This is a genomic window from Flavobacterium shii (assembly GCF_025847235.1).
In the GTDB taxonomy this organism is placed as follows: domain Bacteria; phylum Bacteroidota; class Bacteroidia; order Flavobacteriales; family Flavobacteriaceae; genus Flavobacterium; species Flavobacterium shii.
The window spans coordinates 1-21,250 of the sequence record NZ_JAOZEW010000041.1; the positions used below are offsets into that span (position 1 = coordinate 1).

Below are 21,250 nucleotides of genomic sequence, written 5' to 3' on the forward strand. Positions count from 1 at the left end.
ATAACATCCTATTAATTCCAGGCATTCCTTTTGAGTAGGGAATGAAGTTCCGCCGCCAACAGTTCCTACTATTATGTTTGGCATTGTGATAGCGCAATATAAATCTCCATTTTCATCGATTTCCATTCTTGTAATAGCAGTAGATGCTTCGCCTGTGCAGCCTACATCTTGTCCACAGGCTATAAACAAAGCGGCAAGAGCATTTGCAGGATGCATACCAGTACCAATGCTACCGCCTTTTAGGCTACCAGAAGTGCTTATTTTCCATTGTTGCTGCAATAGTTCTGGAGTTGTCTTTAATACGGATTCAATAATACCTCTTTTTAACGTGATTTCGGCGGTTATTTTCCTTCCTCGGACTCTTGTTGTTAATGATGTTGCTTTTTTGTCTCCTGACGTATTTCCTTCGATTGTCCAGAATACAGGCTCGATTGGGCAGTTGCTTAGGATGTATTTGCAGATTTTATCGGTACAGATTGTAACCATATTTTGGCCGGATGCATCGCCAGAAGTATATTCGAATCTTATAATGAGAATATTTCCTTCTATATTTATTCCTACATCATTTAAAATAGCATAATTACTGGTTTCTCGGGTTAATATGGAAAAAGTTTCTTTATGTTCAAGTACCCATGCTACAAATTTTCCTAAATCAATTAAATTTTTAAATTTAAAAGTTGGTGTTCTTTGTACGCCTTCTTGTAGTGTAATTACGGTGATAGCTCCGGATTCCTTACAGGCTTTTGCTCCTCTGTTGAAAGAAGCAAGTAGGGTTCCTTCGGTGGTCGCTAGTGGAATATAGAAATTTCCTTGAGTCGAGCTTCCGTTTATTATTAATGGTCCGATAATTCCTGTGGGAATTTGGCTCATTCCTATGTAGTTTTCGATATTGCCTTTTAAATGTTCGTTATTGTCGAATACCTTTTTTCCGGATAAATAATCAACATTTGTTTTTAATTCCTTTCGAATGAAATTTAAACGTAGTTTTTGACCGTTTAAAGAGTAGGGGTCTTGAGTGGGTATTTTTTCTAATTCTTGGCTAAAGTTGTGATTGTAAGATTCTAGTTTTTCAATAACCGATGAATCAATAAAATCATACTTTGCACGACTGATATTGCTTGGAGGATTTTTCATAAGATTATTTTTTTTAAAATTACGAGTCTAAGTTATTTAAAATCAGCGATATAGAATTTATGTTTGTGATTTATTTTTATAGAATTATCTAATTATCAAATGTTTAATATTTAAAAAAAAAATAATTAAAAAAAAGACACAAAAAAATCCTGTTTTAATAAAAAACAGGATTAGTGTAGATGTGATAAAAGTTATTTAAAATCGTATTGTTTTGATTTTTAGCGCTATATGATTTTTTTATTGTTGTTTCTTTATCTTAGCAATGTATTCTGTTAGTTTTTTACCATAAAGAGATTGCGCTACTTTTGGAGTCATTGATTTTTGTATTGTATCCAGGTATTTAATATTGATATCGTATATCTCCGATAAAGCTATGTAAGGGGCTATTTCGTGATCTTTGTTGTTGATGGCAAAGTTTGTAGCGTATAAATATTTTCTCTTAATATTAGAGTCTTGTTTCTCATTTATACTATCTAGTGTTTTTTGATTATTGCTTTTCATTGCTTTAAATCTTAACTCAATCAAGTTGAGGTTATCGTCATTAAAACGAGAATTTATTTTTCGGTAATCCTCATATAACTCCTGATTTTTAGATCCGGTAATTTTAGCGCTAGAAAGGTAAGTGTCTAAATTTGTGTCGATGTTAATGTTACCTGGTTCAGCAAAAAATAATAAGTTGTTATCTAGCGAATTGCTTACTCCACGATCAAGGAATAGATATAGCATTTCTGGTGATTTCAATTCAATATTGGTTTCAAAAGCAGAATTTCCATCGATTTTAATACTGTCGATAACTACTAGTGAGGTATCAACAACTCTTTGAATATATAATGTTCCTTTTTTTAATCCTTTTATGTTACCGGTAATATCTAAATTGTCTTTTGATTCGTTTTTGTTACATGAAGCTAAAAGAATAAGGGTAACGAATGCAATAATAATTTTTTTCATTGTTTATAGATTTTGCTGCAAAATAAAGAAAATAGTTTTAAAAAAGCGTTGCCCAACTTTTAATTTATAAAAAAAATCCCAATCTATTTCTAAATTGGGATTTTTGCATTTTAATTTGATATTATCCTTTTAACCAAGCATTTCTAAGTGCTTGTTTTGAATTATCTGTAGCTTTAAAAGAATCCTTTTCTTCGTAAGGAAGTTTTACAGCGCCTTTTAATGTGAGGTCTTTTCCGTTACGTTTTATCTTAATTGTTATAGGTGCATTTTCTTTCCATGTTTGACTTTCGGTTATCAAATCATAGATGTTGGTTAACGAGTATGGTTTGTCATTTATCGATAGAATGTAATCACCTCCTCTTAAATAAAGACTTTTGTAAAAAGTATTTAATTCTATTTCTGGGATAACCATGATTTGTTTAGACTCTGGGTTTATTGTTATATATGGTGTCTGACCTTTTAAGAACACAGCTGCAGGAACTTTTTCTACAGTTTTGGTAACGCCTACTTTGGCTAGATAAGTATCATAAGGTATTGGTGTTGTTCCTGCAACATAAGTGTCTAGGAAAGCACCAACTTCAGGGTACGTTAATTGAGTGATTTTTGCAAAAAGCTCATTGTCATTAAATGGTTTTGTAACCCCGTATTCGTCAGATAGTTTGTGCATTAAGTCTAGAATACCTCTTTCGCCATTGCTTTTTTCTCTAATGATGATATCGATACACATACCAATAAGTGCTCCTTTTTCATATACATTCAAATATTGGTCTTTGTATGGTTGTACTAATACATTGGCACTCATTTTTGTAAATGACATAGTATCATTCAATGCTTTTGCGTGTTCAATTTTTTCTGCAATACGAGAGTAAAATTCGGGCTCGTCGATTAAGCCTTGATTAATTTGGAAAAGGTTTGCAAAGTATTCAGTAACACCTTCATACATCCATAAATGCTCAGACATTTTAGGAGCATTATAGTCAAAATATTGGATTTCTTTTGAGTGAATGGTTAATGGAGTTACAATATGAAAAAATTCATGAGAAACGACGTCTTTCATAGATTTGATCAATTCGTCTTTTGGCATCATCTCAGGTAAAACAACTGTTGTTGCAGTAGGGTGTTCTAGTGCTCCAAATCCATGTGCATCATCTGGTTTCATTGATGATAAGTACAATAAAACAGTATATTTTTTAGTCGAATTTATTTTTCCTAAAAAGTTTTTCTGAGCAGTCATTATTGTTTTCATCTCAGGAGTAATACTTTCTGCTGTAAATTTTCCTGTAGGAGAGTATACTGCTATTTGTATTTCCATTCCGTTTACATCAAATGAGGTATGGTCTGGTTTAGAATACATAATTGGATTTTCGACCAAAACGGCATAATGAGAGGTTGTAAATACATCACTAGTGTCGCTTGCGTCTTCATCTGTCATAGATGTTGCGCCCCAAAGTGTTGCAGGATGTGCAATTGTAACTTTATAAGGAATGTCTAGCTTGTCTTGAAAATACCCTACAAAGCCATGTGTATTTATCATGAAATTAACGCCTGCATCGATATTGGTTCCTGCTGGTGAAAAGACATCGTCGTTACCAAAACCGGTTCCTTTTTCGGTATCAAAAGTATCGTTAACTAAATAAGTGATTGTTTTTAATTTTTTTGCATCAGTAATTGACCAAGTATTTAGGTCTAATTTTTTTACTGCCAAAAGATTTCCCTTAGCGTCGTAAGCTTTTAGATCTTCGATATATTTACCGTAATTATCCTCGGAGTAAGTGCCGGGAACTGTTTTTGGGATGCTATATGTAACTTCGTCTGTATTAATTTTAGGAGCTGTAACGGTAACAAGAACTTTATCGTCTTTTACGTCATTAAGATTGATATTAACTCCAACTTCTTGTTTTACAGATGGGCTACTCGAAGTGCTACCTGTTTTACAGCCTAAAAAAACAGCTGCCAATGCCAATGTAACTATTATTTTTTTCATTATTTATTGGTTTATTTTTGTAATAGGTCTTTATAAGCTGAAAATAGTTACAAATTCAGTGCGGTTTTATTTATTGGTATAAAAAAAAAACTCCTGTTTTTCAGGAGTTTTATGGTTAATCCAATTTATTCTTTATGTAGTATTTTCCATCTAAATCTTCATCAAAATCATCTATTTTAACTGGTTTAGGTTTAGGTTTGTTCGCAGTCGCCTTTTTCTTCCACATCTCAAATTTCTCTGCAGGCATTTTCTTTTTCATAATTTCTAAAACCTCCTTTTCAGCCAGTCCAAATTCTTTTTTGATAATTTCAAAAGGATTTTTCTCTTCAAGGGCCAATGAAACAAGTTTCTCTGTTTGTTCCCAGTTCAATTCTTTACGGTTACTCTTTTTCATCACGTGAAAATTAATTCAAATAGGGGTTAATGATTAATAATAGATTGATTTTCAATTTAGATATCAATATTAATAAAAAAAATAATTACTTCGTTGCTTATGGTAGGTTTTTTTTAAGGTTTTTAATCGTTTTTTGGTGAACGTGGTTTTTGAAACGGAATTTGTAATAGATTTTTCAAATTATTATGCTCTTTCGGGTTCATATGTGTGTCTATTCCGTAAATAATATTCTCTTTTGGGAGTGTTGTAAATGTTCCGAAAATACGATCCCAAATAGAGAATATATTTCCATAATTACTATCTGTATAGGGTAGGGCATAATGATGGTGTACTTTGTGCATGTTTGGGGAAACGATAAGGTAACTTAAGAAAGTATCGACCTTATTTGGTAAAGAAATATTAGCATGAGTAAATTGAGTTGATATTACAGATAGTGTTTGGTATAAAAACACCATCCACATTGGGCTGCCTACGATTAAAACTCCGAAAGTTGTAAAGATAAAACGAATTATGCTTTCTCCGGGATGATGTCGGTTGCCGCTAGTTGTGTCAATCCAAGTATCGGTATGGTGAATAAGGTGAAAACGCCACAAAAATTTAATTTTATGTTCTGTAAAATGTGCTAAATATGCGCCAATTAAATCCAACAGTAGTAATCCGATAATTGTATAAAGCCATAAAGGAATTTCAGGAATCCATTGTAGAATTCCAAAATGATTTTCGATTGTCCAATCGGCAGTTCTTAAAAGAATAAAAGCTAATACGAAATTGATGATGATTGTAGTGAATGTCAGGAAAAAGTTGATTCCTGCATGATTCCATTTTTTGTAATTAAATTTAAAAAGAGGAAATGTATTTTCTATCATCCAAAAGATGGTTATTCCGCCCACGAGAATTAAACTTCTGTGTGAAGAAGGAATAGTGCTGAAATAAGAAACAATTTCGTTCATGATTAAAGTATTTATTCAAATTTAACGATTTTGATGTTATAAATTAAAGTTATTATCAAAAGTGTGTTTTGGTTCTTTTTTAGGATATTTTTCAAAAAAAGGAGATAAAAACAAAGTATTGCTACTTCTTTTTATCTCCTTGTGATATAAAATAATTATTATTTGTTTAAAATTTATAATGATCAAAACAAATAAAAAATTCGGGTGTTATGCCTTTTTTATCAAGCTAATAATAAATAGTAGAACCCAGGCGCCTCCTACAGCAATTATAATTTGCCAAAGTAAACCACCACCTCCAATACCTAGTTTTCCAGCAATCCATCCGCCTATAAGTCCACCAATTATTCCGACAACAATGTTGCCTAGAAGTCCAAAACCCGCGCCTTTCCATATCTGACCTGCAAGCCAACCAGAAACCGCTCCAATAAGTAAGAAATACAAAAATTCCATATTTTAAAGTTTAAGGGATTAATAATCGATTTTAAGAATTAATTTATGCAGGATCATGATTTTGTAGCAATGTTTTATATATAAAACCCGCTACAACTGCTCCAAGGATTGGTGCAACCCAAAACAACCAGACTTGAGATAATGGCTCACCACCTACAAAAATTGCCTGTGATAATGATCTTGCAGGGTTTACAGATGTATTTGTGATTGGGATGCTTATTAAATGGATCAAGGTTAATCCTAAACCTATTGCAATTCCGGCAAATCTTCCGTTTGCAAATTTATCAGTTGCTCCAAGTATGATTAATAAGAAAAATAAAGTTAGTACAAACTCAGCTATAAAAGCAGATTGTAAAGAGTATCCTTCTGGAGAAAATGCACCAAACCCATTTGATGCAAAAGCTCCTGCTTTAGTATTATCAATTGCAAAACCAGCTTTTCCTGATGCGATCGTAAACAAAGTACCTGCTGCAGCAATTGCTCCAACACATTGAGCAATAATATATGGAATTAAGTCTTTTGCAGGGAATCTTCCTCCTGCCCAAAGCCCAAACGAAACGGCTGGATTAAAATGCCCTCCCGAAATATGTCCTACGGCATATGCCATTGTTAAAACTGTTAAACCAAAAGCTAGTGCTACACCGGCAAATCCGATTCCTAAATCTGGAATTCCTGCTGCGAAAATGGCACTTCCGCAACCTCCAAATACTAGCCAATATGTTCCGAAAAATTCAGCAAAAAGTTTTTTCATGATAAAAAGTTTTTAATTAATATTTAAATGTTAAAAAGTATATTGATATGCCCAATAAATCAACACAAGTTGAAAAGGCATTCGTAATATTAAAACCCATCGAGGCAAACCAAAACTTGCTTTTTTATTCTGATACATATAAATATGCGTTGGAAAAACAGCAATTAGTAGTGCTATAATTCCCCATGCAGCAAAATGCGATGTCGCTGAGATTAATAGGAGTAACCCTAGTATAATCTCAGCGACACCGCTTAAAATATTTAATAATTTTGGATTTGAAAAATAAGGAGGAATGATTTTTAGATACATCCCGGGGTTTCTAAAATGATTTATCCCTGCAATAATATAAAGCGAAGCCATTAGATATATATGCCAAGGTAAATTCATAATAGTAATTTATTACGAATTTATAAAAATATTTGTAATTTTAAGCTAATATCATAAATATTTTTAACAAGTATTTTTAATTGCTTAATTTTTATTCTTGAAGTTTAAGTTCATGATAATGATAGCTAGTATGATTAAAATTATTCCAACCCATTGTAAGAATATAACTTGTTCGTTTAATAACATATAAGCCATCATTACTGATACCGGAAGTTCTAGTGCCGAAACAATACTTCCTAATCCAATTCCTGTAAGAGGAAAGCCTATGTTCATAAGCATTGGAGGTATGATTGTGCCAAAAAGAGCAAGGATAATTCCCCATTTTGCAAAAATTTCAAAGTTAAATGGTGTTGTTTGTGTTGCTATAGCAAATGAAAATACAATCACAGCACCACCTAAAAGCATATACAAACTACGTTGCGCCGATGAAATTTCGGTAGCAACCCTGTTAGCAGTAAACATAGTTGTGGTAAATGAAGCCGCAGCCAAACATCCCCATACAAGTCCGCGCCAATCCAATTGGATCTCATTTTGAGTAATATTAGTAGCTAGAACTGTTCCTACTAGAACAATGATTACGGCAACTACTTTTTGTTTAGAAGGAAGTTTTTTTTCTAAGATCATTTCTAGTAATACGCCCATCCAAACAGTTTGCATCAATAAAACAATTCCAATAGATACGGGAATATATTTTACAGCCAGGTAATAAAATAGGCTCGTCATTCCTAATGAGGTTCCTGCTGTCATTAATTGAGCAATGTTTTTGGGAGTTGCATTTACAACTTCATTTTTATGTTTTGCTTTTTGGAAAGCATTGATGATTAGGATTCCAATTATTCCTAATATAAATTGAGATGTAGTTACTTCTGCTGTGGTGAACCCTTCATCATAAGCCATTTTTACAAAAGTGGCCAACATGCCATAACTTGTTGCTCCAAATGCTACCAGGAAAACTCCCTTTAATACGTTATTTTTTATCATTTTATGTAATTTACTGCTTCTGTTTTTAAAAATAAAGCTTGCAAAGATAGGCTTTAGTGCGTAATTAAAAAAATGCTTTTAATTCGAATACTTTATTTAGGAGATTGTTTCGCTAGATGATTTTATTAAAAATGTCCAAAAGACGAGTTATTTGTAGTTTATCCGTAATGGAGAGGTTACTCTACTTTCCGAACGCTCCCATTAGGAGTATCCCACCAATTTTTAAGTCCAGTAAGTTTAGGATCGGCATCTTCGGTTAAAAAATAACGTTGAATGATGTTTTGTACACGACTGTCATTTAGAAATAACCCATGAAAATCGAGATTGTTGCTTATCTCATCAAAGAAGTTTTCTTTTTTTACAGCCAATGTTTTGATTTCACTTGCGTAAATAGAAGAACTTTTAAAAGGAACAGTTCCGTCGCCAGAATCTTTTCCGCTATTAAGCGAATTCAAATCAATTAAATTTGTAATACGGTTATTTCCTTTCTTATCAACTTTGATGTTGGTAAATGTTTCGTCATCTTCTCCCACGATAATTACCATTCTGTCTTTTAATTTTTTTGGCAAATCTGCTAAGTTTTTTAATCCAGATGGAGAACGAAATTCTTTTAATAGAGCCAATCTGGAATCAAATAGAAGTTCGATATCACGATAGATATTATCTTGCCAATACTTTTTTTCTAAGAGATTAAGAGGTAGGTTGTCATCGTTATATACTAAGGCATTTTTATAAGCTGGGAGTAATTCGTATACGCCGGGATAAGTCCGGATAACTTTTCGCATGTCTTCATTTCTTCCTATTGCCCAATTCAATATACTTCGTAATCCGCCATCTCCTTTTACCATGTGAACCAAAGCATATGGAGATCCTAAAAATGGCGGAGCATTCATTATTATTTTATCTATTCCAGAAAAATCATCTTCTAATAAATTCAAATAGCAACTCAAGACCAATCCTCCCATACTATGAGTGATAAAACGGAATCCTTCGATATCTTGATCTTGAAGTTTATGTTTAAGGTATTCGATATAAATTTTTAAACGTTTGGCGCTTTCCATGTTCGACATGCGCCAATCATATCCAAATAAAAAAACCGGAGTGTTTTTATAGGCTCTAGTCTTGTTAAGTTTATTTTTTAATTTTAAAATAGAATTTTCATACGGGAATTTAGCAATATGATTTCGCTCAATTATTGTTTCAATGCCTTGGTCGTACAAAGGGTTGAATTGTAGGTTTTCATTAATATATGCCCCAAAAATAGAAGAACCAATAGAGGATCCCAAAGTGTCGTATGCATTCCAGATATAATTAAAATCGAAAGTATTGCTGTTAACAAGACTTGTGGCTTGGATTCCTGGGATGAAGATGATTGGTTTCATGTGGTTGGTTATTAGACTTCTAAATTAATGTTTATTTTAAAAACTTAGAAGACCTTTATGTTATATAAAGTTTTTATTTCTCATTTTAGGTAATAATACCTTAATACAACTTTGTCCTATTGTATTTTGATCCCAATAACATTTGTGCATTCTTATGCTATTTAATGAGAAGAAAGCAAAAACACCCTTTTTGGCAGATGTGATTTCATAATTGATATTTTCGGGTAAAAGTTCAATGTCTTTTATGCTAAATTCTGCTTCTCCATGTTTATCATCTTTTCGGAAATTTGTAGCGAAAACATCAGAAGTAGAATAAATATTCATCCATTTTAAGGTATCCTTCATTATTGGATATCTGTTGTCATAGAAAGAAGGATAATAAGCATTAATAAATTCAAATGGATTTCCTGTGGTTATAAGGAGTTTGGTTAGTTTTTGAATATTATCAGATGGCGGAATTTGAGCCACAGGGAAAAGTAGATCCATTGCCAAGATGCTTCCAAAACTGTAACAATGAAAATGAATTTCGGGGTCGGGTTCATTTTCGGCTATATACTCTACAAGAGAGTCAAGATTTCCCAGCATAATCTGGCTTTGTCCTCCATTCATGATATAATTGTCTACACAGGAAAACTCAGTTGCCAATGAAGTTATTATTGTTTTGGATTGCGGAGCAAATAAAAGAATTAAAGTAGTTATTGAAAGCACATATTTTCCAACATCCTGTATCTTTTCTATATCAATATCATAGCCAAAGTGGTAAAGAAGCTTTGAAATGTTTTTAATGATGCTTTCGTTGGTCATTAAATCTATACAAGCCGGGATTAAAAAAAGAACACATAATGAAATTACCAGAAGAATAGAAAATGCATAAGTAGTTTGGTAAGGTCTACTGAATCCGTTTTTGCTAAATATTCTTAAGATAATATGAGGTGTTTTTTTTATTATCAAACTAAACAAAATCAAATTCTTTATGAATATATTATAGTGTTCAAATTTTTCGGTTAAGATTTTATGATATTGGAAATCATATATTTTGTAAACTAATTCCTCATTACCATTTTTGTCTTTTTTAAAAAGACTTACAACCGTACTGTCTTTGTCTGGCTGATAAAAAATCTTTTCGGTTTTTAGAAAATAGTTAATCCCTGTTTTTGTAAAACTTAATTCGTTTCTAAGTCTTTCGGTATATTTTTCGACCGTTTCATTGTGTATAGATTGTCCGAGTCCTGTAATGTATATTCCTGTTTTTGCCATATTGTTTATGATGATTTAGATCATCGGATGTAGTTTAAGTATTAATTTCTAAACTTATTTTGAAGTTATATCTGTTACATTGGGACCGCCAAAACCAAAATTTAATGAAAGAAGCGATACCAGTGTTCCGTTGTTGTTGAAGATAGGTTTAAAAGAACTCCCGATTTGATAGGTTAGAGCAACCTGTTCTGTAAGTCTGTAGCTAAATGTGCTTATGTATTGAAAATCGGATGAGTTTTCCTTAGTATATAATGTATTGCCCAAAGAATCGGTGCCTGCGGCTAATAATGAATGACTTTGTCTGGCAGTTGCTTCAAGGGCTATTGAGAATTTCTTGAATTGTCCTAGGAAAGCTAATCCATAATCAAAATTGTTTTTATATACTTTGGTGTCGGGGAAATAATTTTCGAAGTATTTTTTATTATACCATTCATATCGTAGTACACCAGTTGCTTTTAAGAAATTAAACTTATCAGAAAATTTATAAGATGGTGTTATCCAAAAGGATTGACGTGGTACATCGGAGTATTTAAATTCATTAGTAGGGAAGTTTAAAGATATAGCATAAGCCAGATCAATATTCAAGCCTTGTCTCGTAAGAATGTAGGATTTAAATTCTTCATAGCTCCCCATCATTTTGTTCTCGATTAATTCTGAGAAAGAAATTAAAAAAGAATCGATATTATTTTCATCAAAAGGAAGAGCATCCGTAGCGTCATAGATATTTTTGGTTATTTCCTCGGCTTCTTTCATTGATTTTTTATCGAGTACCTGATAAATACGATCGGTAAGTTTATCATGAATTGCGGTTAGATATTCTCTTTTGGTTTTGAGTTTAAATTTATCTGCAAGCTCAGTAAGTTCGGAAATAATTTTAGATCCCACGCGCTGGTTTTGGCTAAGGGATTCAATATGTTTTTGAATGATTTCTTTGTCTCTGCTATTTCCAAAATATAAAGAAGTGCGATAGCCAAAAGCAAGACTTTTAGTATTTGTGCTGTCTTGTAGCATGAAATTTTGAGTAGATGCTAAAGAAAGAGAAGAATTTCGAAGAATTTGTTTTAAGTCTGTTTTAGGATAAAGGTATTCCTCTAGACTTATGCCGTGATCGTTTGCCCAATAGGGCATAAACTCAAGTCCAAAATCATTAGGCAGTATGCTATTTCCATTTTCATTACTAAAATTAGTAAAAAGTGCAGCTTCTAAAGCTCGATATGATTTTGACTGAAGTATGGCGCTGGGTTGCATTCCTAAGATCGAAGCGGCAGGTGAAGTAGGAGTTGTAAGGGCGTCTATTTTTTTTTGAGAATGGATTGTTCCAATGTAAAAAATGGCGCTAATTAGAATCCATTTTTTCATTTTACAGAAAATTTAATGGACAAAATTACATAAGGGCGATCTGTTTCACTTTTTGGATTGGAGTGCTTTGCCAGTAATTTGTTATTGATGTAGTATTCTATAGTTATAGTGTTCTCCTGAGGTATCGGATTGGCAATATCCGAGACCGTTACCGTTTTGTCGGACGTAAGTGATTGTATTTTTCCTAAACTGCATTTTCCTGAATTTGCGATTTCGGGATCGTTGTCCCCGGGAATGTTAATCACAGTATGGCCTATATTACCATCAGATATAAATTTTATTTCAAATTGAATCTCTTCATCAATTGGTGCCGAGTATGACAATTTTTCATAGCGGTAGATTTTCCTCATAGTGTTCTGCTGTTATTGAAAACGGGTTAAAAGCGGGTTAAATTTATGTAAATAGGTTGTGTTAAAAAATAGAAAGAACTACTTTTTTTTAAGATAAGTTGTTTAAAAAGTTGATATTTTTTGTTGTTTAATGCAAAAAGCCCTGTAAGTTAAACTTACAGGGCTCTTGAATGTATGGCTATTTAATAGCCAATAAGTATATTTTACTTAATCATTTCAAAACTTCTTTTTACAAAAGCAGTTAATGCTTCTCCTTTTAATAGGTTTTGAGATAATTTAGCCAAGTCTAATGCTTGTTTTACTAAATGTTCTTGATGCGATTTATCTTCGGTGTTCAAGATATTAGTAGCTAACTCAGAATTTGTGTTTACTACCAAGTTGTACATCTCAGGCATATTACCCATTCCGAACATTCCAGAACCACCAGACTGACTCATTTCTTTCATTCTACGCATAAATTCCGGTTGCGTAATGATAAACGGAGCAGCTTGACTATCCAAAGCTTCTAGTTGTACACTATATGCTTTTGGGATATAAGCTTCTAATGATGTTTTTAAAGTTTCTTTTTCTTCATCAGATAATTTAGAAACCGTGTTTTCGTCTTTCTTGATTAAGTTATCAATATGATCAGAATCGACACGTACGAAAGTTACATCTTTATTGTCACCTTCTATTTTCTGAATTAAATGCGAGATAATAGGAGAATCTAAAAGCAATACTTCGTATCCTTTTTCTTTTGCTGTTTCAATATAAGAGTGTTGTGCATCTTTGTTTCCAGCATAAAGAACTACCAATTTTCCGTCTTTATCGGTTTGATTTTCTTTTAATTTCTCTTTTAATTCTTCAAGAGTGAAATAAGTGTTATCAACAGTTGGATACAAAACAAATGCACCTGCTTTTTCGTAAAATTTGTCTTCAGAAAGCATTCCGTACTCTAAAACGATTTTAATGTCGTTCCATTTTGATTCGAAATCTGCACGGTTTTCATTAAATAATGCTTTTAATTTATCAGCTACTTTACGAGTAATGTAGTTTGATATTTTCTTAACAGCACCATCCGCTTGTAAACCAGAACGAGAAACGTTTAACGGAATGTCTGGAGAATCGATAACTCCTTTTAACATTGTCAAAAACTCAGGAACAATTCCTTCTACGTTATCAGTTACATAAACCTGATTTTGGTACAATTGAATTTTGTCTTTCTGAATTTGCATATCCGAACCTAATTTTGGGAAATATAAAATTCCTGTTAGGTTAAACGGATAATCAACATTTAAGTGGATATTGAATAATGGATCTTCAAATTGCATTGGATACAATTCACGGTAGAAACTTTTGTAGTCTTCTTCAGATAATTCAGTTGGTTGTTTAGTCCAAGCTGGATTTGGGTTATTGATGATATTGTCTACCTCAATAGTTTCGTTTACATAATCTTCAGGAGCATCTTCTGGTTTAGGAAGAGTTTCTGTTCTAGTTCCGAATTTAATAGGAATAGGCATGAACTTGTTATACTTATTCAATAACTCATGAATTTTAGAATCTTCTAAAAATTCAAGAGAATCTTCGGCAATATGTAAAACTATTTCAGTTCCACGTGTCGTTTTGTCTGCTGGTTCCAAAGTGAATTCTGGGCTACCATCACATGTCCAATGTGCAGCTGGCTCATCTTTGTATGATTTTGTGAAGATTTCCACTTTTTCGGCAACCATAAAAGCCGAGTAAAAACCAAGACCAAAATGGCCAATGATTCCAGAATCTTTAGCAGAGTCTTTATATTTGTCCAAAAATTCTTCGGCACCAGAAAAAGCAACTTGGTTGATGTATTTTTCAACTTCGTCGGCAGTCATTCCCAGACCTTGGTCGATAATGTGAATTTTTTTACCTTCTTTGTCAATTTTAATTTCAATAATTGGGTTGCCATATTCTACTTTGGCCTCACCAATACTTGTTAGGTGTTTTAATTTTAGAGTAGCATCGGTTCCGTTAGAAATCAACTCACGCAAGAAAATTTCGTGATCGCTGTATAGGAATTTCTTTATTAAGGGAAATATGTTTTCTACCGAAACATTAATTTTACCTGTTGTCATATTTTTTAATATTTAAGTTTAACATTATGCTTTTCAGATTCTTCAAATAAGATACCAATTGTAAATAGGGTGACAAATTGTCGCAGGTGTTAATTCTGCAAGAAAAAAAAATAATTTTTAAACAAATTTAATTTTTTTGCATTGTATCTTTGTAGGAGTATTAATTTTAAATTTGCTAAAAAAATGAGAAAAATTATTTTAATATGCATAATAGCCATATCGGTTTTTGCATGCAAATCAGCCTCGACAGCAACCACATCTAATGGAGCTGAACCGCTTTCAACTAAACTTGACAAGTCGACTCAAGTAGCAATTAAAGGAAATTGGGTTTTAACCAATGTTTCTTATCCAGGTTCAGAGTATATTAAAGTAAATTCATTTGATCTTGCAGATTCTAAATGTTTTATTGGTAGTACTTGGAATTTTATTTCAAATAATAACAAAGGATCGATGGCTTTAACAGCATCGAATTGTACTGGTTTTTCTTCTCCAATTATGTGGAGTATCAATAATCAAGGCATGTTTGTACTTAAGATTCTTGATGCTGGTATAAAAGCAAAAAAAGTAAGAGATGGGTATTTATTAAAAGTTGGTGGTTTGACTGATAATTCATTTCAATTAATTGATAATATTAATGTTGGTGGACAAGTTAAGGATGTAGTGTACCAATTTCAAAGAGCTAATTAATATTAAATAATATATAAATATAAACACATGAAAAAGATAACAGTTTTAGGGTTGAGTACTTTACTTGTATTAGTAAGTTTCTTTACAAGTTGCGATTCAGTAAAAAATGCAAATAATACCCAAAAAGGAGCGGGAATTGGAGTAGTTGCCGGTGGTCTTATTGGTGGTATTTTAGGAAATAATTTAGGACGTGGTGGAAACGCTGCATTAGGTGCTGCTATTGGTGCTGCTGTAGGTGGTGGAACTGGTGCTCTTATTGGAAATAAAATGGACAAACAAGCCCGTGAAATTGATCAGGCTTTACCAGGTGCTTCTGTAGAAAGAGTAGGAGAAGGTATTCATTTAACTTTAAATGAAAATTCTGTTCGTTTTGATACTAATAAATCAACTTTGACTCCTCAGGCAAAAGCAAATTTAGATAAATTAGTTCCTGTATTTAATGAGTACGGAGATACTGATATTCAAATTTTTGGTTATACAGATAATACGGGGAAACCAGAATATAACTTGACACTTTCAGGACAAAGAGCTGCTTCTGTACAAGCATATTTAGTTTCAAAAGGATTAAAATCTACTCGTTTCAAAACTTCAGGTTTAGGAATTGCTGATCCAATTGCAACAAATGATACTCCAGAAGGAAGAGCACAAAACCGTCGTGTTGAATTTGCTATTACTGCAAATGACAAAATGGTAAACGATGCAAAAGCTGGTAAATAAGCATTTCATCTTAACGAATAAATCAAAAGCTGTTTCTGTTGAAGCAGCTTTTTTTGTATATAATTTAATAATTTTCTCGAAGTTATTTTTAGTAAAGCAACTATCTTTGCATCCTTAAATTATCAATGCCAGCCAATGCTTCAAGTTCAAAATATCTCTTTTTCTTATACCGATAAGCCTGTTATAAAAGATGTTTCTTTTACAATAAATAAAGGCGAAAACATTGCTATTATTGGCGAGAGTGGCTGTGGGAAAAGTACACTTCTTAAATTAATGTATGGGTTGTATGATCTGGATGAAGGCAAGATTTTTTATAATGAAAAGCCCATTTTTGGTCCTAAAAATAATTTGATTCCCGGAATGCCTTATATGAAATATTTGGCACAGGATTTTGATTTGTCTCCTTTTGAAACAGTTGCCGAAAATGTTGGGAAGTTTCTTTCGAACGGTTTTGCTAATATGAAAAAACTCCGTGTTCAGGAATTATTAGAGATGGTCGAAATGGAGCAATTTTCTAATGTTAAAGCTAAGTTATTAAGTGGAGGACAACAGCAAAGAGTGGCCTTGGTAAGAGTTTTGGCTTTGGAGCCGGAAGTAATTTTACTGGATGAACCTTTTAGCCAAATAGATGCTTTTCGTAAAAATGCTTTACGTCGAAATTTATTTAGATATCTAAAACAAAAAGAGATTACTTGTATTATCGCAACACACGATAGTACAGATGCTTTATCATTTGCAGATGAAGTGATTGTAATGCGAAATGGAGAAGTTCTTGCTAAAGATAATCCAACAAAAATATACGAAGATCCAGAAACTCGTTATGTAGCTTCTCTATTTGGAGAGGTAAATGAAGTTCCTACTCATTTATTACTTCCTTTTGAAGATGAAAATCATAAAACTCTGGTATATCCACATCAATTTAAAATGGTTCCCGAATCAAACTTACCAGTAAAAATTAGGAGAACTTATTTTAGAGGAAACCACTATTTAATCGAAACGGTTTATAAAAGACAATTGGTGTTTTTTGAAAGTGAAATTGATTTGCCCCTCGAGCAGGAAATATTTCTAAGTTTAAATTACTTATAAAAAAGCAAAAGTAAACCCCGATAGATTTTAAAATTTATCGGGGTTTACTTTTGTTATTAATACGGTACTGGTTTTGTAAACGTCTCCTGCGATACTATTGCATCTTGTAAATCTATTTTAATACGTTTCTCTTTTTCTATTTGGAGAAGGTTTCATACCGATGCTCCCTTTATCAGCTGACCAATGTAAATATTGATGCCTTAACATTCGTAAATATTTTTGTTCGGTTAATTCTTGTTGATAGTCTTTATATGCTTTTTGATCTTCTTGTACTCCTTGGTATTTTTTATGAATATCTCCATACCATTTATAAGAATAAGGCTTAGCATTTCCAAAAACGTATTTATGTAATCGAGCTTTAACTTGGATTAATGTAGCGTCATTTAAGATTGTGTATTTCTTGTTTTCTACCAAAATTTTATCAAAAGGTACATCTTTTGATATTGCCCATTCTGCCATCAGATGTAATGGGATATAGCTATATGTTTTCTTTATTTTTCTTTCTCCTTTAAGATCATGAGGAAAAAAGGTGCTAATTTGAAGTTGCTCCTTAATGTACCAAAACTCATTGATAAGCTTTTCGCTTAATGTTTTCATGTCATCCTTACTTCCAGAATCAATTATCTTGACAATTTCAACCCCATCAGTATAACTTCCGCCAATATCCGAGTGGACCCCTGGAAACATCTTTTCGGTATCTGGGTTGGTATTGGTAAGACCGAAATTTTCCCGATGCTCATCCATTGCCGTAAAATGGACTACATTTTTCACTGATTGAATATTGTTTAATTTTAAATCCTCTAAGTCGTTCTTAAAATCAGGTGAAAGTGTAACGTTTTGAGAATAAGAAGAAACGGTGTCAAACAGTCCTAAAAACCTAATTTTTATTAACCTTACTGTAATCTCTTTTTTTTGTAGATAATATCCAAAACAGCTTCGCTTGTATTGCCATTTAGTCATTGGTTTATGAGCTCCTTTTTCATTGATTTGACTAATAAAAACACGTGCAGCAGCAGCCCCTCGACTAAAACCAAATACATCAATATAAAGAGTGTCTATGGTTATCTTTTTACTGTTTCCTACTAGTTCTGCTAATTTCTGACAGCCTTCTAATACTTTGCCATGTATTCCTGTATCTCCAGAGCCGAATCCTGCGCCCAAAAGAGCATCCGATTTCTCCGTTTCGGTACCAATACCATCTACATAAACGCTTGATAATTTAGGATAGCAATCCCAAAGTCTTGCTACATTTGACCAATCGTTATGATAACTGCTTTGTGGTTTTTTTTCACCGTTTTTTTCATAAGCTCTTGCCGAGACAATTTCTTTATCGGTCAGTTTTTCTCCTTTAATCCATTTGCCATACAATTCTTTGGCATCGGTATTATTTTTATTATTATCGGTGCCATCAAAAAAAACACCTAATGTTAATTCGAATTTTTTTGTTTCTTTTTTAGGTGGGGTATAATCCCCAAATACTATACTCATGCTAATTAATATTTACCAGAATCCTGATTGATTTCTTTTAGAGGATATTGTTTCCCAGTTTGTTGCAGATAAAAATCTGTTACCCATTCATTGTCATTGTCTTTTGTAGGGTCGATTTTAATAACCATTTCGGCAGGAATATTTTTATCTATTTTAGTTTTAAATATTCCTCTTATTTCATTTTTATCGAAATCTAAGGGAAGTTCCTCACCGTTTCCTTTTCCTACAAGTGCATCTGCCCAATATTTTTGGTTTCTTGTAAAAGCAATTCTGGAAACATATCGCTGTCCGTTTTTATCGTTCCAAACTATTTCGTAATAATACGGTATTGCCCTTTGTTTTAATTCAATCGGCTTTTCGAATCGATCTTCTTTTTCTCCATTGCATGCTTTGATATACAAGGTGGTAATAACGGAACCCTCTGGTAAAATAACTTTAGGCTTCCATAGGTATTTTTCTCTGTAAGTATCATAAACAGTAACATCGGGACGACCATTGGTTATTATTTTTTCTTTTAGACCTGAAATCATATTGTCACTACCTGCCAAGCTTATTGTTGTTTGCCCTTCTTTAAACATATATTTGGCATTTTCATACACATTCTTTGGGTCTATGGTAGTCTCGTGTGCTTGATACCTACCTATCTCTACTTGTAATCCAACGCCAGTCATCCATACCACGACAACCCCTTTTGGGGCAAGACCGATTGTTATATCAGTATAAGTAGAGTGTCGATCTGGTGGGCCATTATAAAAACCTTCTTCAAAGAGTTGCTGCATTTTCTCTTGGGGTAATACCCAATTACCTGTATAAAACTTTCCTTCTGCCAAGGATAACCAAGTCATCTTTAAAATTTCAGGTGCTTCTTCATGTACCTCTGACATTCCACCACCTCTACTGCCCCAGCCAGAATGAGAAAACCCTCCCATCTCACTAAAATAGTACCCGCCAAGTGAACCTTCAAATACTTCTATTGGATATTCCATAGGTGCCGAAGTATCTGCTTTCCAATCAAATTTCTTTTTTCCCATACATGATGTTATTGTTACAGTTAAGAGTAGTATTAAACCTAATTTTATTTTTTTATCTTTCATAAGAGCTTCTATTGCTTTAAACTATCTATAGATTCATCAAAAAAACAATGTTAATTCTAATTTTTTTGTTTCTTTTTTAATAGAATGTACTACGGAATACATACTCATACTTTTACTAACTTTCAGTATCTTGGCTGAATTCTGTGATTGGATATTGTTTGTCTGCTTGTTCTAGATAGAAATCGGATACATGCTCATTATCTATTTTTATTACTATTTCGGATGGAGTATTTTTATTTATTTTATTTTTAAATAGACTTCTGATTTCATTTTTATCAAAATCTAGGGGAAGCTCTTCATTCCAAATATCAAGATATTCTTTCCAATATTCTTGATTCTTTATAAATACAATTTTGCTTACAAATCGTTTCCCTTCTTTATCTTTCCATATTATTTTAAAAAGATACGGTATTGCTTTATAGTCTTTGTTTAAAGTTGAAGTATATGTTGTTGTTTCTTTTTCTCCATTACACATTTTTACATCTATGTTATATGTTTGAGAACCTTTTGGTAAAATGACTTTTGGTTTCCAATGGTATTTCTCCCTGTAGGCATCATAAACTGTAAATAATGGGTAACCAACCTGTCTTATTTTTTCTGTTATTTCGGGAGTCATAATTTCAGGATTAGACAACATCTCGTTTATAAAGTCTTTCTTAAACATAAATTGTGTGTTGTCAGATATTTTTTTTGGGTCTATTGTAGTTTGATGTGCTTGAAATCTACCGATTTCTACTTGCATATTTTGCCCACCTATGAGCCATACAACTACAACGCCTTTAGGAGCAAGCCCGATTTGAATTACAGTATAGTCAATTTTATTATAAGTAGGTTTAAAACCAGGTATATAGCTATCTTTATTGTATTCAAAACCTCTTTCAAAAAGTTGCTTTATTTTATCTTTAGGTAATGTCCATTTGCCTGTATAAAACTTTTGTTCTATTAACGAGAGCCAAGTTATATCTAAAGTTTCTGGAATATTATAAGCTTGTCTCTTAGAAATTTTTATGCCACCTCCCCAGCTTGTTGAATTAAGTACGGTTGTACCCAAAAAGCGCTTACCTAGATGACCTCTATATATTTGTACTGGAAATTCTTGTGGTGTAGAAATCTCGACTGACCAATTAAATTTTTTTTCCATACATGAAGATATTGTTATACTCATGAGTAGTATTAAACCAATCTTTTTTATATTATTCTTTATTTCCATGAACTACTATTTTTTTATTACAGTTTAAAACTAAGTTTTCTTTTGTCGCTTCTATATTTATAGTAGTGGCTATTTTTTCTAACTTTCCTCCAGTTATTAACATATAGTCTTTGTCAACGGTTATCGTTATATTTTTTGCTTTTTTTGTAATTCCCATCATAATTATTTTTTAGAAAAAGTTTGTTTTTTCTGTGCTGTTTAATTTGATTTCTTTACCACTTTGTAACGTCATATTTTCGGTATGACTGAAAATAGTAACTTCGGATGCTACTTCATTGGAAATATCAGAATTTCTTTTAAAATTCTTATCTATAATTTCGGCTCTATTATTAGAATGTTCATTAATGTTTCCTGCAGCACTTATATTAATGTCATTTTCAGCTCTTTGTGTTATATTTCTATCAGCGATAATAACTATATCTGTTCCTGCATTATAAGTAATCCCCTCTGAGGCATTTATTATAAAATTTTTGCAATTAAAAGTGACCGTTTCGGGAGACGTAAAGTTCATGTTTTTGTTCTTTTCATCCAGATGAATTTCATTCCCGCTTGGG

The 21,250-nt window shown here is 32.5% G+C and carries 21 protein-coding genes and 1 pseudogene; 3 read left to right on the top strand and 19 right to left on the bottom strand.

Annotated elements, in window-relative coordinates; all coding sequences use genetic code 11:
* From OIU83_RS23090 to htpG, 14 genes are all read right to left on the bottom strand, one after another.
* Window positions 1-1,134: hydroxymethylglutaryl-CoA reductase (locus tag OIU83_RS23090; RefSeq protein ID WP_264208631.1), on the bottom strand; the 1,134-nt coding region annotated here is incomplete at its 3' end.
* A 237-nt stretch (window positions 1,135-1,371) separates the two neighbouring features.
* The gene (locus OIU83_RS23095; RefSeq protein WP_264208632.1) at window positions 1,372-2,082 is read right to left on the bottom strand and encodes a DUF4369 domain-containing protein; all 711 of its coding nucleotides are present in this window, start codon (window positions 2,080-2,082) and stop codon (window positions 1,372-1,374) included.
* 121 nt (window positions 2,083-2,203) lie between these two features.
* Complete coding sequence (locus OIU83_RS23100) at window positions 2,204-4,066, bottom strand: M61 family metallopeptidase (RefSeq protein WP_264208633.1); 1,863 nt, start codon at window positions 4,064-4,066, stop codon at window positions 2,204-2,206.
* Window positions 4,067-4,181: 115 nt separating this feature from the next.
* Window positions 4,182-4,460, bottom strand: coding sequence for a TIGR03643 family protein (locus OIU83_RS23105; RefSeq protein WP_264208634.1), 279 nt, complete (start codon window positions 4,458-4,460; stop codon window positions 4,182-4,184).
* A 122-nt stretch (window positions 4,461-4,582) separates the two neighbouring features.
* Entirely contained in the window at window positions 4,583-5,410 is an 828-nt protein-coding gene (locus OIU83_RS23110) for a sterol desaturase family protein (RefSeq protein WP_264208635.1), read from the bottom strand.
* A 207-nt stretch (window positions 5,411-5,617) separates the two neighbouring features.
* The gene (locus tag OIU83_RS23115; RefSeq protein ID WP_264208636.1) at window positions 5,618-5,860 is read right to left on the bottom strand and encodes a GlsB/YeaQ/YmgE family stress response membrane protein; all 243 of its coding nucleotides are present in this window, start codon (window positions 5,858-5,860) and stop codon (window positions 5,618-5,620) included.
* Window positions 5,861-5,903: 43 nt separating this feature from the next.
* The gene (gene aqpZ, locus OIU83_RS23120; protein ID WP_264208637.1) at window positions 5,904-6,611 is read right to left on the bottom strand and encodes an aquaporin Z; all 708 of its coding nucleotides are present in this window, start codon (window positions 6,609-6,611) and stop codon (window positions 5,904-5,906) included.
* A 30-nt stretch (window positions 6,612-6,641) separates the two neighbouring features.
* The gene (locus OIU83_RS23125) at window positions 6,642-6,998 is read right to left on the bottom strand and encodes a DoxX family protein (RefSeq protein ID WP_264208638.1); all 357 of its coding nucleotides are present in this window, start codon (window positions 6,996-6,998) and stop codon (window positions 6,642-6,644) included.
* An 84-nt stretch (window positions 6,999-7,082) separates the two neighbouring features.
* A complete protein-coding gene (locus OIU83_RS23130) occupies window positions 7,083-7,979 on the bottom strand; it encodes an EamA family transporter (RefSeq protein ID WP_264208639.1) in 897 nt (298 codons plus the stop codon).
* Between the two features lie 176 nt (window positions 7,980-8,155).
* A complete protein-coding gene (locus OIU83_RS23135; RefSeq protein WP_264208640.1) occupies window positions 8,156-9,361 on the bottom strand; it encodes a lipase/acyltransferase domain-containing protein in 1,206 nt (401 codons plus the stop codon).
* A 60-nt stretch (window positions 9,362-9,421) separates the two neighbouring features.
* Window positions 9,422-10,618 (bottom strand): hypothetical protein, encoded by a 1,197-nt coding sequence (locus OIU83_RS23140; RefSeq protein ID WP_264208641.1) that lies wholly within the window; start codon window positions 10,616-10,618, stop codon window positions 9,422-9,424.
* A gap of 54 nt (window positions 10,619-10,672) precedes the next feature.
* Entirely contained in the window at window positions 10,673-11,977 is a 1,305-nt protein-coding gene (locus OIU83_RS23145) for a hypothetical protein (protein ID WP_264208642.1), read from the bottom strand.
* The gene (locus OIU83_RS23150; protein ID WP_264208643.1) at window positions 11,974-12,327 is read right to left on the bottom strand and encodes a hypothetical protein; all 354 of its coding nucleotides are present in this window, start codon (window positions 12,325-12,327) and stop codon (window positions 11,974-11,976) included. The genes OIU83_RS23145 and OIU83_RS23150 overlap by 4 nt, the downstream gene beginning before the upstream one ends.
* A 203-nt stretch (window positions 12,328-12,530) precedes the next feature.
* Window positions 12,531-14,414, bottom strand: a complete 1,884-nt coding sequence (gene htpG / locus OIU83_RS23155) for a molecular chaperone HtpG (protein ID WP_264208644.1) — start codon at window positions 14,412-14,414, stop codon at window positions 12,531-12,533.
* A gap of 183 nt (window positions 14,415-14,597) precedes the next feature.
* Between htpG and OIU83_RS23160 the strand changes: the two genes are divergently transcribed.
* The 3 genes from OIU83_RS23160 to OIU83_RS23170 all read left to right on the top strand — a co-directional run bounded on the left by OIU83_RS23160 (window position 14,598) and on the right by OIU83_RS23170 (window position 16,904).
* Window positions 14,598-15,101, top strand: a complete 504-nt coding sequence (locus OIU83_RS23160; RefSeq protein ID WP_264208645.1) for a lipocalin family protein — start codon at window positions 14,598-14,600, stop codon at window positions 15,099-15,101.
* A 27-nt stretch (window positions 15,102-15,128) separates the two neighbouring features.
* On the top strand, window positions 15,129-15,818 hold the full coding sequence (locus OIU83_RS23165) for an OmpA family protein (protein ID WP_264208646.1): 690 nt from the start codon (window positions 15,129-15,131) through the stop codon (window positions 15,816-15,818).
* Between the two features lie 135 nt (window positions 15,819-15,953).
* Window positions 15,954-16,904: an ABC transporter ATP-binding protein gene (locus tag OIU83_RS23170; RefSeq protein WP_264208647.1), complete on the top strand. Its 951-nt coding sequence runs from the start codon at window positions 15,954-15,956 to the stop codon at window positions 16,902-16,904.
* A 117-nt stretch (window positions 16,905-17,021) separates the two neighbouring features.
* Here the strand turns inward: OIU83_RS23170 and OIU83_RS23175 are convergent, their stop codons facing one another.
* From OIU83_RS23175 to OIU83_RS23195, 5 genes and pseudogenes are all read right to left on the bottom strand, one after another.
* Complete coding sequence (locus tag OIU83_RS23175; RefSeq protein WP_264208648.1) at window positions 17,022-18,392, bottom strand: T6SS phospholipase effector Tle1-like catalytic domain-containing protein; 1,371 nt, start codon at window positions 18,390-18,392, stop codon at window positions 17,022-17,024.
* Window positions 18,393-18,397: 5 nt separating this feature from the next.
* Window positions 18,398-19,486 (bottom strand): DUF2931 family protein, encoded by a 1,089-nt coding sequence (locus tag OIU83_RS23180; RefSeq protein ID WP_264208649.1) that lies wholly within the window; start codon window positions 19,484-19,486, stop codon window positions 18,398-18,400.
* A gap of 115 nt (window positions 19,487-19,601) precedes the next feature.
* A complete protein-coding gene (locus OIU83_RS23185) occupies window positions 19,602-20,627 on the bottom strand; it encodes a DUF2931 family protein (protein WP_264208650.1) in 1,026 nt (341 codons plus the stop codon).
* A 52-nt stretch (window positions 20,628-20,679) separates the two neighbouring features.
* Complete coding sequence (locus OIU83_RS23190) at window positions 20,680-20,856, bottom strand: hypothetical protein (RefSeq protein WP_264208651.1); 177 nt, start codon at window positions 20,854-20,856, stop codon at window positions 20,680-20,682.
* Between the two features lie 9 nt (window positions 20,857-20,865).
* Window positions 20,866-21,250, bottom strand: a pseudogene (locus OIU83_RS23195) (DUF2345 domain-containing protein); the annotation flags it as partial.

Coding starts and splice junctions, on each gene's coding strand:
- htpG (WP_264208644.1), bottom strand. CDS start 14,414: ATGACAACAGGTAAAATTAATGTTTCGGTAGAAAACATATTTCCCTTA.
- OIU83_RS23185 (WP_264208650.1), bottom strand. CDS start 20,627: ATGGAAAAAAAATTTAATTGGTCAGTCGAGATTTCTACACCACAAGAA.
- OIU83_RS23095 (WP_264208632.1), bottom strand. CDS start 2,082: ATGAAAAAAATTATTATTGCATTCGTTACCCTTATTCTTTTAGCTTCA.
- OIU83_RS23135 (WP_264208640.1), bottom strand. CDS start 9,361: ATGAAACCAATCATCTTCATCCCAGGAATCCAAGCCACAAGTCTTGTT.
- OIU83_RS23130 (WP_264208639.1), bottom strand. CDS start 7,979: ATGATAAAAAATAACGTATTAAAGGGAGTTTTCCTGGTAGCATTTGGA.
- OIU83_RS23105 (WP_264208634.1), bottom strand. CDS start 4,460: ATGAAAAAGAGTAACCGTAAAGAATTGAACTGGGAACAAACAGAGAAA.
- OIU83_RS23170 (WP_264208647.1), top strand. CDS start 15,954: ATGCTTCAAGTTCAAAATATCTCTTTTTCTTATACCGATAAGCCTGTT.
- OIU83_RS23150 (WP_264208643.1), bottom strand. CDS start 12,327: ATGAGGAAAATCTACCGCTATGAAAAATTGTCATACTCGGCACCAATT.
- OIU83_RS23190 (WP_264208651.1), bottom strand. CDS start 20,856: ATGATGGGAATTACAAAAAAAGCAAAAAATATAACGATAACCGTTGAC.
- OIU83_RS23180 (WP_264208649.1), bottom strand. CDS start 19,486: ATGAAAGATAAAAAAATAAAATTAGGTTTAATACTACTCTTAACTGTA.
- OIU83_RS23115 (WP_264208636.1), bottom strand. CDS start 5,860: ATGGAATTTTTGTATTTCTTACTTATTGGAGCGGTTTCTGGTTGGCTT.
- OIU83_RS23145 (WP_264208642.1), bottom strand. CDS start 11,977: ATGAAAAAATGGATTCTAATTAGCGCCATTTTTTACATTGGAACAATC.
- aqpZ (WP_264208637.1), bottom strand. CDS start 6,611: ATGAAAAAACTTTTTGCTGAATTTTTCGGAACATATTGGCTAGTATTT.
- OIU83_RS23110 (WP_264208635.1), bottom strand. CDS start 5,410: ATGAACGAAATTGTTTCTTATTTCAGCACTATTCCTTCTTCACACAGA.
- OIU83_RS23160 (WP_264208645.1), top strand. CDS start 14,598: ATGAGAAAAATTATTTTAATATGCATAATAGCCATATCGGTTTTTGCA.
- OIU83_RS23165 (WP_264208646.1), top strand. CDS start 15,129: ATGAAAAAGATAACAGTTTTAGGGTTGAGTACTTTACTTGTATTAGTA.
- OIU83_RS23100 (WP_264208633.1), bottom strand. CDS start 4,066: ATGAAAAAAATAATAGTTACATTGGCATTGGCAGCTGTTTTTTTAGGC.
- OIU83_RS23125 (WP_264208638.1), bottom strand. CDS start 6,998: ATGAATTTACCTTGGCATATATATCTAATGGCTTCGCTTTATATTATT.
- OIU83_RS23175 (WP_264208648.1), bottom strand. CDS start 18,392: ATGAGTATAGTATTTGGGGATTATACCCCACCTAAAAAAGAAACAAAA.
- OIU83_RS23140 (WP_264208641.1), bottom strand. CDS start 10,618: ATGGCAAAAACAGGAATATACATTACAGGACTCGGACAATCTATACAC.